The following is a 14,012-nucleotide window of genomic DNA, read 5'->3' as shown; positions in this document are numbered from 1 at the left end:
TGGTTTCAGTACAAGTCATAGCTTCGAAACGTTTAGAACAGGGAATCAATTTCATAAATCAGCTTGAGGGAGATTAGGAGATTGATTCCAGTCCTCTGAATTTCGTGAAATATGGTATTACAGGGTCATTTGAAAGTCAATATCTTCAGCTGTGCTTTTTAGAGATTGGTAAAAAAACAGTATAAACTGCATTGACAATCTTTAAGCGAAGAGATTATGATAGGAATCGAAACGATTCGAAGCAAGCGCTTCCAAATGACTGTATTAACGTAAAACAGAGGAATAACCGTATAATAGTATGGTGAAACGATTCGAAAAAGTGGATCAGAAAGGAGGTTTTATGGCCTATATAGCAATAGAGACAGGTTCGCCGACGCTCCGTATGACGACAAGCATCCATGTCATCTCTCCAACAGAATACGGGGAACGACCGAAGTACACGCTTTATTTGCTGCACGGTGCAGGAGATAATGCGAGCACTTGGCATCGTATGACCACAATTGAGACGTATGCGCAGAAATATGGATGCACAGTTATCATGCCGGAGGCCAATAGAAGCTACTACACCGATATGGCGCATGGGCTGGATTATTTTTATTACATCACGGAGGAGCTGCCCAGGACTTGTGCCAATCTCATCCACATGAACCAGGATCCCGAACTGACTTATGTCGCAGGATTGTCGATGGGAGGATACGGAGCACTCAAATGCGGGCTGACTTATCCAGAACGTTACCGTAAAGTCGTTTCATTTTCAGGGGTGACGGATATCCAGCAGAGACTGCATAGAAGTGACATGACCTCTGACATGATCAAGGAAATGCAAGGTGTATTCGGTATAAATCTTGAGGTTCAATCACAAGAGGATTTGTATGCGCTTGCCCGCGAGCGGGCTGAAGAAGGGAAGAAACTCCCATCCATACTTTGCTGCTGCGGGAGTGACGATCCTTTTGTAGACATGAATCGAGAATTTGCCGCTTATATGAATCATTCAACTTATAAATTCAAGTATGTAGAGAGCCCGGGAGCTCATGACTGGTCTTTCTGGGAAAGGCATTTAGGTACTGCTTTTGAATTTCTTTGTGAAGAAGCTTAAGAAGATTAGATCTATGAAGAGTGAGGAGATGCAAATTGAAACCAGCTGCTCTAGAGTCTGGGTCTGGTAAAAAAGTGAAGCCAGATCCAACCAGAAGCCGAAGACTGTTCTCAGAGATCTGGAAACACCGTATGACTTATACCCTGCTCATACCAGGGTTAATCTGGCTCATCCTGTTTGCTTATCTGCCGATGGGCGGGTTATCGCTCGCATTCAAGGAATATAAAGCGAACCTGGGCATATGGGGAAGTCCTTGGGTCGGCTTCGAGAATTTTGAATACGTGTTCAGAGACCCTGCCTTTATTGATGCGGTATGGCGAACGTTATATATCAACATTTTGAAGCTGGTCGTCCAGTTCCCGTTTCCGATATTGCTGGCACTGATGCTGAATGAGCTTCGGATGCGAAGAACGAAAAAAATATTCCAGACGGTATTTACGTTCCCGCACTTTCTATCCTGGATTATCGTCTCAGGTATTGTCATCAATGTCCTCGCCTACGATGGACTAGTGAACAGTGCGCTTGCATTAGTCGGCCTGCCAACGATTAATTTCCTGGGATCAGAGGATACCTTCGTGCCGATGCTCCTGCTCACAGATATTTGGAAATCAACAGGCTGGGGAGCCATCATCTATCTTGCGGCCATATCAGGAATTGATCAGGATCAGTACGAGTCAGCCCAGATTGATGGTGCATCAAGACTTCAGCAGATGTTCCGGATTACGCTGCCGAATATTCTTCCGACGATTACAGTCATGTTCATCTTGAATGTCGGCGGGCTGATGTCTTCCGGTTTTGATCAAATCTTCAACCTTGCGAATGCAGCGACACAGAATGTGTCCGAAGTCCTTGATGTCTATATTTATCGGATCACCTTCCAGTCCTCGACGGACTTTTCATTCTCGACTGCAGTCAGCCTGTTCCGCTCACTTGTGAACATGTTCCTCTTGCTGGCAGCGGACCGGGTAGCCAAGAAGCTGGGCGGAGACGGGTTGTTCCGATAGGAGAGGAGAATAAACTGATGAGCACGATAGCTAGAAAAAAACCAAAGTTCCTGAGCAATAAAATGACGTTTATCGATTATTTTATCCTTTTCGTTCTGAGTGTGATGGCGCTGCTGATCTTAATTCCTTTTTGGAATGTCATTATGATCTCGTTCGCAACGCCGAAGGAGTATGCGGAGAATCCGCTGCTCATGTTTCCTAAAGAGTTCACATTTGATTCTTATACAGCGCTCTTTGCTGATGGGAGTATCCTGACCGGATATTGGAATACAACCAAGCTGCTTGTGATTGGGCTGCCACTCAGTTTGTTTTTAACGACAAGCATGGCTTATGGCCTTAGCCGCAATAAATTTCCGGGCAAGAAGCTGATCTTCTTCCTTGTTCTTTTTACGATGATTTTTAATGGGGGCATTGTACCTCTCTATCTTGTCATGAAATCACTGCATCTGACAGGGACATTAATGTCCGTCATTCTTGCAGGCAGCTTCAGTGCCTTTAATATGATCCTGATGATGAATTACTTTCATAGCCTGCCGGAATCACTGATGGAATCAGCCAGGCTCGATGGTGCCGGTGAATGGAGAATTTTGTTCTCGGTTGTACTTCCCCTTGCTGCACCGATCATAGCAACGATTACTTTGTTCTATGGTGTAGCGTATTGGAACAGCTGGTATGATGCCATGATCTTCCTGAGGAGACAGGATCAGCTGCCGTTGCAAAATGTGCTGAGGGCCATTATCGTGGAATCCTCGACCAATGCGTCGAATGCATCGAGTGTGGAGGCGGTAGGAAAGAACTCGTTCTCTACGGGAATGAAGATGGCCGCTGTCTTTGTGACCATGGTTCCGATTATGTGCTTCTTCCCGCTGCTTCAGAAGCATTTTGCCAAAGGGGTACTAACAGGGGCAATCAAGACCTGATCATACATTAATATTTTTCATTCAGCTTCTATATCAAACATGGGGGTATAACATGAAAACAAATCAGAAGAAATTGTTGAAATCTGCACTGGTAACCGTCATGTCGCTTGTTCTGCTCGTCATGACAGCTTGTTCTAACGGAGGCGCATCCGGTGGGAACGAAAAGGATGAGAATGGAAACTACGTGGACAAAATGACGGTTTCCGTAGCGAGCACGATTCAATTGAAGGAAGGGCAGCTGGACAATGAATTCCATCAGTTCTGGATGGATAAGTACAACATCGACTGGGAGTATAACTTTATTGAGTGGGATTCCTGGGGCGAGAAGCTTCGTTTATGGATCAACTCTGGTGACCTGCCAGATGTAGCGACATGGAACTACGTGCATGGGGATGCGATGAATTATATCGATCAAGGACTGCTGTATGAATTCCCAGAAGATTGGAAAGAGCGCTGGCCCAACGTGGCAGCAGCCTATGAGCTGACCGGCCTTGGTGAGCAGCTGGAGGAGCTGACTGGCGGTACGTATTTGCTGCCACGACCCGTGTACTACGAGAACAAGCCGGCAGATCCGCTGGTCAACCAAATCGGCGTTATCGCACTTCGGAAGGATTGGGCTGATGCAGTAGGGTTTGAGCTGAAAGATGCTTACACTACGGGTGAGCTTATGGAATACGCAAGACTTGTGAAAGAGCAGGATCCAGGCAATGTAGGTTCCAATCTGGTACCTTTGTCCTTTAATGCGGATGATGCACTGACGAACATGATCATGCCGAACAGTGAGCATTCACGAGTAGAGTCTGCTTTCTACAAAGGCGAGGATGGGAAGTATCACTGGGGAGCTGCTGATGAAGAGACGCTTACAGGTCTTAAGCTGATGCAGGAGGCATATAAAGAAGGCTTGCTCAACCCTGAGTTCTATACGTGGAAGAACAGTGAAGGCAGCGACAACTTCAGAGTAAGCGGAACCGCTGCTGTGACAAGTCTTGGCGGTCTAGCTTCTTATAGACAAGACGTCGACACCGCAATGAGAAAGAACCTGGGCGTAGAGAGTGATGAGCTTGTTCATACCGCAATCGTACTGGGTGATGACGGTAAATACCGTAATCTGGAGCAGGCCAATTTCTGGTCCGCACTGATCTTCTCTCCGGATATTGATGATGCCAAGTTTGAACGCATTATGGATATGATCGATTATACGACCAGTGAGGAAGGACAGCTGATACTTAACATGGGATTTGAAGGAACGGATTGGGAGTATGACGAGAATGGCAATCTGAAGAGCCTGCTGGAGAATGGAACAAGTCTGGAGGATAAATATCCGAGCCGGTTTGAAGGGTTGTATCTGCTCGGCGACGACTTCAGCATGATTAACCCTGCCATTAAAGAAGATTACCGTGAGAGAGCTCTCACTCATTATCAGAACAAGGCGAAGCTTGGTGAAGAAGGCGGCGCACTCGCGGAGTACGACTGGACAGTGCAGCTGTACGATTCCAAAGCGAAGAATCAAGCCTCCTTCGACTATGCGACAGAGTATACGAATCTGATCCTTAAGGAAGGCGACCTGGAAGCGAACTGGAGAGCATGGGTAGAGAGCAAAATGTCGCTTGTACAGCCTGTGCTGGATGAGCTGAATGCGCTGTAGGGCGGAAATACATCAGTAAATAGAGAGAGTGGACAGGAGGAACACACTTACACATGACGACAATGACAAATGCGAGAAGAAGAGTGCAGGCCGGCGATTTGTCCTTTACTTTTTGGGATAGCGGAGATTTATTTCAAGCGGTAAGCGGCAAGGTAATGATCAATCAGCTGATGCTGAGCCCCTTAGACGGTTCACTGAACAATATTTACCTGCGTATTCATTCTGAAAATGGTATTGAAGCGTACCCTTTATTGGGTATCCACTCGGATAGCCGTGTTTATCAAAAAGGGAATTGTCTAGAATGGACAGGAACTGTGCGAAGCATCGCTTATACAGTAGCCTTTGCTCCGACAGATCAAGGTGTGTGGTTCTGGGAAGTAACACTTCAAGGTGAAGAGCAGAAGGTGGATGTGATCTACGGCCAGGACGTTGGAATTGCCGATACGGGAGCTGTACGCAGCAATGAGGCCTACTTGTCTCAATACATTGACCATACCGTATTTGAAGATGCCGAGAAGGGGTATGTCGTATGCTCCCGGCAAAATCAGCCGCAAGGCGGAACATTCCCATATCTTCAGCAAGGATCCTTGACGGGTGCAGCAGGCTACTCGACAGACGGTTTCCAGTTCTATGGACTTACCTATAAAGAAACAAATATACCCGAAGCACTGCAGAACAAGACACTTGCCAATGAAGTATATCAGTATGAATTCGCATATACAGCTCTGCAATCCGAGCAGACGGTGCTTGCGGGCGAAGCTTCATTCATATTTTATGGACTGTTCCGGCCTCATCACGAACAAGCCATTACCGAACTGGAATACAAGGAAGTGGTAGATGATGCATGGAATACTTTTAAATCTCATAAAAGACGGAATGAGAAGGCTTCAGCTGCTAAACTGACGGACACTAACTATAAGCCGCAGGTCGGTAAGACACTCGCCGGGCGCTCCTTGACCAATGAGGAAGTAGATCAGCTGTTTCCTGCCGCAGGACGGCATGAAGTGGAGCATAAGGATGGAGAATTGCTGTCATTCTTCACAGATACCTACGAGCATGTGGTGCTAAAAAGCAAGGAAATGCTGGTCGAGCGCCCTCACGGTCATATTCTGATGAGCGGGAACAATGTGAAGCTTGGAACAGAAGTGTTAACAACAACTTCTTATATGTATGGAATATTCAATTCCCATGTTGTGGTGGGCAACACAAACTTCAACAAGCTCATGAGTAATTCGCGCAGCGCATTGAATATTCCGAAGACATCGGGACAACGGATATATGTAGAGCTGGACGGCGAGTATCGTTTATTAACGATGGCTTCACTGTTTGAAATCGGATTTAACTACGTTCGATGGTATTATAAATTGAAGGATGATATGCTCGTTATCACGAATTTTACATCAGTGGACCGTCCAGAGGTTCAGCTTCAGGTTCGTTCTGAGAGTGGGAACAGCTATCGGTATTTGGTGTCCAATCAGATGACGATGAACGTTAATGAGTATGAAGTGCCTGTGCACTATTCAGAGAAGGAAGGCAAGCTGATATTTAAGGCGGATTCCTCTGCTGTAAGTCATGAGGTGTATCCTGAGCTGTCTTATACCATGTGGATGGATGGGGCGGAGCTTCAGGTTCATGACGAGACTTGTCTGGCTGAAGGAATCGTACCGGGTGATGCTTCTCTCACTGTTCTGCAAACTTCGGCTAGTCATAGCTGGACCTTAACGATGCAGGGATTGCTGGACGGCAAGTCACTACCCTCGATTACTCCTGATTTTACGGAAGAGAAAGAGAAGTACCGTGAATTTTTCCGCAGTGTCATGAATGGGTTTCATCTAAAATTTCCTGATCAACAGCGGTCTGAAGCGTTATTCAAAGTGAATTCACTTGCCTGGTGGTATACACATAATATGCTGGTTCATTATTCGGTTCCGCACGGACTTGAGCAATACGGCGGAGCTGCATGGGGAACGAGGGACGTATGCCAAGGTCCTGTGGAATATTTCATGGCGACTCAGAAGTATGAACAAGTTCGAGATATTCTTAAAATGGTATATGCCCATCAATATGAGGATGACGGTAATTGGCCGCAGTGGTTTATGTTTGACCAATATAACAAAATCCAGCAGGAAGAAAGTCATGGCGACATTATCGTATGGCCGCTCAAAGTGCTCAGTGATTATCTAAATGCTACACAAGATTACGATATTCTGGATGAACAGGTTCCGTACACGTCAAAGCAGGGCTTTAATTTTACTGAAGATACCTCTACCATTCTGGAGCATATTCAGAAAGAAATAGAATATATCCAGAGCCATTTCCTGCATGATACTTACCTATCGTCTTATGGAGATGGAGATTGGGATGATACGCTGCAGCCGGCTAATGCCCAGCTCAAGCAGTACATGGTCAGCAGCTGGACAGTAGCTCTTACCTATCAAACGCTTCGACAGCTGTCACAGGCGATGGAGTCTGTTCAGAGTACCCTTGCACAAGAGCTTCTGAACCTATCCGAAGGTATTAAGCGTGACTTCCAGAAGTACATGCTAAATACGAATGTGATACCGGGCTTCATCTATATGGAGAATCCAGAGGATATAAAGCCTATGCTCCATCCTTCTGATGAGGAGACAGGAATTCAGTATCGTCTGCTTCCGATGACGAGAAGCATGATTGCTGAACTGCTCAGTCCGGAGCAGGCCAAGTCCCATTACGAATTGATTAAAGAACGTTTATTTTGCCCGGATGGCGTAAGACTGATGAACAGACCTGCCGTGTATGCCGGAGGGGTAAGCACACATTTCAAACGGGCTGAACAGGCGTCCAACTTCGGGCGTGAAGTCGGTCTGCAGTATGTACATGCCCATATAAGGTACGTTGAGGCGATGGCCAAGCTGGGCTATAAGGATGAGGTGTGGAGCGGTCTTGGTTTAATTAATCCGATTGGTATCACCAAAGTGGTTCCAAATGCGGAGCTGCGGCAAAGCAATGCTTACTTTAGCAGCTCTGATGGTAAATTCAGCAACCGATATGAAGCTCAGGAGCGCTTCGATGAGCTTAGAGCTGGAAAAGTCAAAGTAAAGGGCGGATGGAGAATATACTCCAGTGGTCCGGGAATTTATATGAACCAGCTCATTTCAAATGCTCTCGGCATACGCCAGGACGAGCAGGATCTAATAATTGACCCCGTGCTGCCGTCTGACCTGGATGGTATGGAGTTTGATTTTGAAATAGCGGGCAAAAGAGTAACTTTTGTGTATCATTTAGACGATAGTCAATCTGCACGAATTGTTATAAATGGTAGAGAGAGCGAAGTGATTCGGGAAGATCATCCCTATCGTGATGGCGGATTTCGTATTAAACGCCATGTGCTGCATAAAGAGCTGGATCAGCAGCGAAATGTAATAGATGTTTATATGTAAATTTCTTAACTTTATCAAAGATAGCTATAAGCAAATAACAAGGCTTGGTTACAAATGAGGGAGCGAGGACTATTGGTCAGTATTAAGGACATTGCCAAAAAAGCCGGGGTTTCTATTTCTACGGTCTCTTATGCCCTTAATGGGAGCAACAAGGTGACGGACGAAACAAGCTCTAAAATTCTGGCCATTGCCAAAGAATTGAATTATGTGCCTAATGCGGCAGCACGTAATTTGAAAAAGCGGGAGACAAAAATCGTTGGGATATTTCTAACGGACTTCCGTGGAGACGTATATGGTGATCTTCTTCATGGGATGAAGGAAATCAGTAACTTACAGGGATATGATCTGATTGTATGCAGCGGCGAACAATCTCACAAAATGCTGCCAGAGCGCATGATCGATGGTGCGATTATATTGGATCAGATGTTTGCCAGCGAGGAACTGCTGAAATATGCGGATTTGGGTCATAAGATCGTTGTGCTGGACCGCGAGCTCGATCATCCGAACATTAACCAGGTGCTCTTGGATAACAAAGCAGGTGCTACCCTGGCAATGGAGCATCTGATCGAACTCGGACATAAGAAAATATATGTCGTGACCGGTCCAGAAGGCTCTTACGATTCTATGCAGCGGATGAAAGCAGTGCGTATGGTCTCGGAGCGCTCTCATGATGTGGAATGTATCGAGATCGGCGGCAACTTCGAGAAGACCGGAGGAGAGAAGGCGGCTGAACAAATTATTGCTGAATACAAAGAGCCGGTTGCTGTGTTCTGTCTAAATGATGAGATGGCCATCGGATTATGGAATCGAATTTCGGAAACGGATCTGAAGATCGGTGAGCATATCCATCTGATCGGGTTTGATAATATTGAGCTGGCAGGCTATATGCAGCCAAGATTATCTACTATTAACTACTCTAAGCAAAAGTGGGGAGCTCTCGCTGCGGAGCAGCTCCTTAAGCTGCTCTCCGGAGATACGGTGGAGAATGAGCGGATATACGTAACTTTGGTGAGGGGAGAATCTGCTAATCGAGTCTGATTGGAAGTTATCGTGCATGCACATATGTTTAAATTGTATATAACAAGGTTAAGAAAAAAGCATAGGCAAGCGGATGCTGCAGCTGGTGCTGCATCAGTTACAGCATATGATTTTGCAGCAAGAGGATATACAGCTTGCTATGGTTTGCTCTTGCCTTGCTGTTATGAATAACAGAGCAAAGAGCAGTGCACGATAATCCAAGATTACAGATGAGAAGGAGCGATTATAATGGAAGCATTGTATACAGCAACAGCGACAGTACGCGGTGGCAGAGACGGTAAATTCGAAACATCGGATGGTGTATTGCGTCATGACTTGTCAACTCCGAAGGAGCTCGGCGGTGCAGGCGGCAACGCAACGAATCCGGAGCAGTTGTTCGCAGCTGGATATGGAGCATGCTATGAGAGCGCCCTTTCCAACATCGCCCGCAAAGAAGGCGTGAAGCTCAGTGATGTTGAAGTAACCAGCAACGTTATGATCGGTAAGGACCCGCAGGATGACGGATTCCAGCTCGCTGTTCGTCTGGATGTCAAAATTCCGGGTATAGACCGCGCACAGGCAGAGGAACTGGCGAAGAAAGCGCATGAGTTCTGCCCTTACTCCAAAGCGACACGTGGTAATATTCCGGTTGAGCTTAATGTAATTTAAGGTCGATCCGATCTCGTTTAAAATGCCGGGGCTCTTGCATAAACGCTGGAGTTCCCGGCTTTTTTAATGATTATATTCTGAAAATTTTCAGATAATAGGAAGGTTTATTCATTTTTCGTGTATAGGGATTTGACATCAGGGTTAAAATTCTTTAATATGACTAAGTACTAATGCGCTACGTGGCATGAATAAATTTGAAATCACAGGTGATTACATGTCTTATAGACCACAGATTGTAGACTTAACAACTGCCAGCCGAAATGAAGAAGCCGGACTTTACGAGTTTACAATGAAGCTCGCGGACGGAACACTGTGCCGTGTATTCTATTCCCGTGATCCGGAATGGAAAATGACAAGCATCAGCCGTCTTCAGAAGACACCTTGTCCGGTATGCCGCAAAGACTTTATCTGCAAGTGCATGGAGAAGTTTGCAGGCGAGATTCATGAGCAAATTCAGGATAATCAATTGATCGAACAAGCGACGAAGTAAGAAGCGGCTTCGATGATGAGCGACTAGGAAGAGCATCCTAGCGCTTTTTTTCTATATATTGTTATATGCATTCATTATAATCCGGGAGAGATGAAGGATGCAGAATTATAGCGACAAGCATATCGTCCTCATTGATGGTGTGTGCCATTTATGCCAGGGTATAACGAAATGGATTATTCAGCGGGATTCGGAAGGTGTATTCTACTTTGCTTCGCTTCAATCTGAAGTCGGAAGACGTTTACTGGAGCAGGGCGGATTATCCGTGGATGCCATGGATACCTTTGTATATATTGAAAAAGGAGTATATCACACGCGCTCAACAGCTGCGCTGAAGGTAGCTCGAAGATTGAAGTTTCCATATTACTTGGCTTATGGCTTCATAGTTGTACCAAATTTTATTCGAGACATTATGTATAATTTCATTGCCCGCAATCGCTATCGCTGGTTCGGACGAGATGGGGAAGATGCCTGTATGCTGCCGACACCGGAGATTCGGGAACGTTTCTTATAAGTAATAAGCATAAAATATGATTTTAGCCGCCTTTCAGTATAATGGAAAGGCGGCTTTTTGAATGCGTATATTGCTAGAGCTGTGAATGCTGCCAAAGAGGCTGGATGCTCCAGCCGGCGTATCCACAGGATTATTTTTTGGGTGCACGAAAACCGGCCAGTTCAGCCTCTTCCTCTGTACAGAACCATTCCTCGGGTATGGTTTTAGTATATTGAGGGGATTCCTTGGTGTGATATATTTTTTCTCCACTGGAGTTGATATTGCCCTTGATGGTACAGGAACGATCCGGCTGTTGACTAGAATTGCCATTAGCTGCAATGTTGTCTTTCGTACCTGGTACCGTCTCAGATTCATATTCGTCCTTGTGGAAACCGTCCTCCTGGACGTAATTTTCGTATTCCCATATACCGATGGCTGCACGCTGACTTTCTTTCTGTATGGCTTCGAACTGATCCACATATCGCACATTTGGCGGATAAATATAGGCGACTCTTGCATAGCCTTTTTCAAGCAATGATTCCTGAAGCATGACACCATCGACGTATACATAAGCAAGCAGTCTAGAATATTTGTCCCGGTTCTGCCCAATGTCAAACTCCAGCTCGATCTTGTCAGCTTGTTCAAGTACCTGTTTGGTATACTCTTTCGCTTCAATGCCGAGAGGCTGAACACCGAGCTTCGGATGAGAGGTCTCCGGGGTATCCACGAGCAGCATACGAACAGATTGGCTCTTGCCTTCGTAGATGACTTTGAATGTATCTCCATCTACGGCTCGATCCAGTGTAACGGGTACCCTGGGAAATTCATGCTCATCTTGCTGCGTACAGCCTATCATAATTACAAAGAGGCATAGAATGCTTAAGATTGCCCACTTCTTCGACACATTGATCACTCCATTCTAAGGTGTTGTTATGTAGGCAGCAGGCATTTCAATAGTGTACTATATAAGATGAGAAAAGGGAACGGATGTTTGATTCCGTAATAAATAATCATAAAATGTGCTTGCTCAGCATGGAATATTATGCTAATCTAGCATTAAATTAAACAGCACGTGACGGAAGCACCGTCCATTATACCGTAGGAGATACGGGAAATGGACGGTGCTTTTTTTCGTTGTGCTGGAAGGGAGAGATGCATCTGATCATAAGGAAGATTGTACTGGCAAGCAGAACGCGTGAGTACGTAGATGCGGTGCTCGATTACGTGCAAGGAAGTGAATATTCAAGGAAGTTTCATGTAACGGCCTTCTCGCAACCGGAAGCGATGATGAGATATATGAATGAACAGACTCGTGCATCGATGCCGGATTTAATCGTTGGTGAATTGGAATTTATAGAGCTAATGCGGGATGGATTAGATCAAGCGCGTGTCCCGATCCTATTGCTGGCAGAGCAGGATTCACCTGACGGAGATCTGCCCCTCGTGATGAAGTACCAGCCCTTATCTGCTCTGCTTGGAGCCTTGGAAGAAGCTGTTTCAAGCTCAGGCAACGTTCGTTTAGTCAGCAGATCCGGAGAGGAGTCATTGGTGATTGGGGTCACGTCGGCTTCCGGGGGCTGCGGCAAAACGACAGTTGCTTTAAACCTTGCGAAGCAGCTAGGCCGTGCGGGGTATTCGGTATTTTATTTGAACCTGGAAACACTCGACAGCACCAAGCCGTTTCTTCAGACAAGCCTTCAGGCGGGAAGCGAGGAAGAGCTGGGAGAAGCCTTTTCCAGACTTATGTATCTTATCAGAGCACGGCGTTCAGGAGGAAAGGCTTCGGAACAGAGAATTGATGTCAGATCCTATGTCATGTGGAATGAACAGATTAAATCCCATTATTTCTACCCGGCCAGGAATCGGAATGAGCTGCGCCAGCTCACAAAGTCGGATGTGCACGCACTATTAGAAGTGCTGATTGCATCAGAGCATTATCAATATATCATTACTGACCATGACTCGGTATGGGATGAGAGAGCAGAGGCCTTAATGGATAGATCCCATCTGTTGATCTGGCTTCTGTCTGATGATATCCATACGCTGGCTAAGGCTTCGGCGTGGATGAAATATCAAGAGCAGCTTGATCCGATAAGGACGGGGCAGATTCAGGAGAAGTCCACTTATGTCATTAATCGGTATACGGGAACGGTTGTAAATACGATGCCTGATGAATATATGCATACCGGCTTATATTTGCCATATATTCCATCGTGGAAGCAGATGAAAGAGCCGGAATTGCTGCTCGGGTCACCGATTTATCAAAAAGAAATGCGAAGATTATGCGATGCTGCCGGAATGCTGCAGAAGGAATATTCGCCATGATGGATACTTCGTTTAGAGAACTTAGGAATTCTATTCGTTCGACGCTTGATGTTACTTCTGCGGCAGGTGACTCGGAGCTGATGGAGCATATTGAGGCAAGGGTATTCCGCCATTCCGGGCTCCTTCATCTAACCTCCGGTGAGAAGCATGCTCTCATCCGAAGGCTGTATGATTCCTTTCGCGGACTTGATGTGCTTCAGCCGCTGATCGATAATCCCCATATTACAGAAATTATGATTAACGGTCATACGGAGATATTCATTGAAGAAAGGGGGGAAGTGCGCCAGGCACCTGTCACGTTTGAATCGGAAGAGAGGCTGCAGGATATCATCCAGACGATCGTCTCCGGAGTCAACAGAATCGTGAATGAATCCTCACCCATAGTGGATGCCAGGCTAAAGGACGGCTCAAGGGTGAATATCGTGCTGCCGCCAGTTGCGTTAAAGGGACCCACGATGACAATCCGTAAATTTCCGGACAAGCCAATGACAATGGAGGATCTTGTTCGAATAAGAGCCATTAGCGATGAAGCGGCGGAGCTGCTCCGCAAGCTTGTTCGAAGCAAATACAACATGTTTATCAGTGGAGGCACGGGCTCAGGGAAGACAACCTTTCTTAATGCATTGTCTCAGTTCATCCCTCCGGATGAAAGAATCATTACGATTGAAGATTCAGCAGAGCTTCAGATCGTTACTGTTCCGAATCTGGTATCGCTGGAGACCCGAAATGCAAATACGGAGGGAAAAGGAGAAATTTCCATTCGGGATTTAATCCGCTCCTCTCTGCGAATGCGTCCTAACCGAATCATTGTCGGTGAGGTTCGGGGAAGTGAGGCGCTGGATATGCTGCAGGCCATGAACACCGGGCATGAAGGATCTCCATCATGGGTATTGTGGTATAGAAAAATGAGTTGGAATCAACACCACAATATACATGA

General features: G+C 46.0%; 11 protein-coding genes and 1 pseudogene. 11 read left to right on the top strand and 1 reads right to left on the bottom strand.

Annotation, left to right across the window (positions count from 1 at the left end):
• Nucleotides 1-340: 340 nt before the first annotated feature.
• The 9 genes from BLW49_RS18085 to BLW49_RS18045 all read left to right on the top strand — a co-directional run bounded on the left by BLW49_RS18085 (nt 341) and on the right by BLW49_RS18045 (nt 10,771).
• Complete coding sequence (locus BLW49_RS18085; protein WP_090725994.1) at nt 341-1,096, top strand: alpha/beta hydrolase; 756 nt, start codon at nt 341-343, stop codon at nt 1,094-1,096.
• Nucleotides 1,097-1,131: 35 nt separating this feature from the next.
• Nucleotides 1,132-2,100 (top strand): ABC transporter permease, encoded by a 969-nt coding sequence (locus BLW49_RS18080; protein ID WP_090725992.1) that lies wholly within the window; start codon nt 1,132-1,134, stop codon nt 2,098-2,100.
• A 17-nt stretch (nt 2,101-2,117) separates the two neighbouring features.
• Nucleotides 2,118-3,020: a carbohydrate ABC transporter permease gene (locus BLW49_RS18075; RefSeq protein WP_090725990.1), complete on the top strand. Its 903-nt coding sequence runs from the start codon at nt 2,118-2,120 to the stop codon at nt 3,018-3,020.
• 52 nt (nt 3,021-3,072) lie between these two features.
• On the top strand, nt 3,073-4,665 hold the full coding sequence (locus BLW49_RS18070) for an extracellular solute-binding protein (RefSeq protein ID WP_090725987.1): 1,593 nt from the start codon (nt 3,073-3,075) through the stop codon (nt 4,663-4,665).
• Nucleotides 4,666-4,718: 53 nt separating this feature from the next.
• On the top strand, nt 4,719-8,084 hold the full coding sequence (locus tag BLW49_RS18065) for an amylo-alpha-1,6-glucosidase (protein ID WP_090725985.1): 3,366 nt from the start codon (nt 4,719-4,721) through the stop codon (nt 8,082-8,084).
• A gap of 72 nt (nt 8,085-8,156) precedes the next feature.
• Nucleotides 8,157-9,122 (top strand): LacI family DNA-binding transcriptional regulator, encoded by a 966-nt coding sequence (locus tag BLW49_RS18060; protein ID WP_090725983.1) that lies wholly within the window; start codon nt 8,157-8,159, stop codon nt 9,120-9,122.
• 228 nt (nt 9,123-9,350) lie between these two features.
• Entirely contained in the window at nt 9,351-9,770 is a 420-nt protein-coding gene (locus BLW49_RS18055) for an organic hydroperoxide resistance protein (RefSeq protein ID WP_076311951.1), read from the top strand.
• A 214-nt stretch (nt 9,771-9,984) separates the two neighbouring features.
• Nucleotides 9,985-10,260 carry a hypothetical protein gene (locus tag BLW49_RS18050; RefSeq protein WP_047912116.1) on the top strand — a complete coding sequence of 92 codons (276 nt, stop codon included), beginning with the start codon at nt 9,985-9,987 and terminating at the stop codon, nt 10,258-10,260.
• A gap of 97 nt (nt 10,261-10,357) precedes the next feature.
• A complete protein-coding gene (locus BLW49_RS18045; protein ID WP_076311949.1) occupies nt 10,358-10,771 on the top strand; it encodes a thiol-disulfide oxidoreductase DCC family protein in 414 nt (137 codons plus the stop codon).
• Nucleotides 10,772-10,901: 130 nt separating this feature from the next.
• Here BLW49_RS18045 and BLW49_RS18040 read toward each other — a convergent pair whose 3' ends face one another.
• A complete protein-coding gene (locus BLW49_RS18040) occupies nt 10,902-11,606 on the bottom strand; it encodes a thermonuclease family protein (protein WP_076312590.1) in 705 nt (234 codons plus the stop codon).
• Between the two features lie 296 nt (nt 11,607-11,902).
• Here BLW49_RS18040 and BLW49_RS18035 point away from each other — a divergent pair, with 296 nt between their 5' ends.
• Together BLW49_RS18035 and BLW49_RS18030 are read left to right on the top strand one after the other, a co-directional pair.
• The gene (locus BLW49_RS18035) at nt 11,903-13,075 is read left to right on the top strand and encodes a nucleotide-binding protein (RefSeq protein ID WP_076312589.1); all 1,173 of its coding nucleotides are present in this window, start codon (nt 11,903-11,905) and stop codon (nt 13,073-13,075) included.
• Nucleotides 13,072-13,959, top strand: a pseudogene (locus BLW49_RS18030) (CpaF family protein); the annotation flags it as partial. The gene BLW49_RS18035 and the pseudogene BLW49_RS18030, both read left to right, overlap by 4 nt.
• Between the last annotated feature and the right edge of the window lie 53 nt (nt 13,960-14,012).

Origin of the sequence: Paenibacillus sp. PDC88 (assembly GCF_900106725.1) — a bacterium.
Classification (GTDB): domain Bacteria; phylum Bacillota; class Bacilli; order Paenibacillales; family Paenibacillaceae; genus Paenibacillus; species Paenibacillus shunpengii.
This window is presented reverse-complemented; position numbering and strand designations above follow the sequence as displayed.

Bases quoted from the DNA above. Each gene is read 5' to 3' on its own strand.
- BLW49_RS18085 (WP_090725994.1), top strand. From the start codon at position 341: ATGGCCTATATAGCAATAGAGACAGGTTCGCCGACGCTCCGTATGACG.
- BLW49_RS18065 (WP_090725985.1), top strand. From the start codon at position 4,719: ATGACGACAATGACAAATGCGAGAAGAAGAGTGCAGGCCGGCGATTTG.
- BLW49_RS18055 (WP_076311951.1), top strand. From the start codon at position 9,351: ATGGAAGCATTGTATACAGCAACAGCGACAGTACGCGGTGGCAGAGAC.
- BLW49_RS18035 (WP_076312589.1), top strand. From the start codon at position 11,903: ATGCATCTGATCATAAGGAAGATTGTACTGGCAAGCAGAACGCGTGAG.
- BLW49_RS18050 (WP_047912116.1), top strand. From the start codon at position 9,985: ATGTCTTATAGACCACAGATTGTAGACTTAACAACTGCCAGCCGAAAT.
- BLW49_RS18075 (WP_090725990.1), top strand. From the start codon at position 2,118: ATGAGCACGATAGCTAGAAAAAAACCAAAGTTCCTGAGCAATAAAATG.
- BLW49_RS18040 (WP_076312590.1), bottom strand. From the start codon at position 11,606: ATGATAGGCTGTACGCAGCAAGATGAGCATGAATTTCCCAGGGTACCC.
- BLW49_RS18070 (WP_090725987.1), top strand. From the start codon at position 3,073: ATGAAAACAAATCAGAAGAAATTGTTGAAATCTGCACTGGTAACCGTC.
- BLW49_RS18045 (WP_076311949.1), top strand. From the start codon at position 10,358: ATGCAGAATTATAGCGACAAGCATATCGTCCTCATTGATGGTGTGTGC.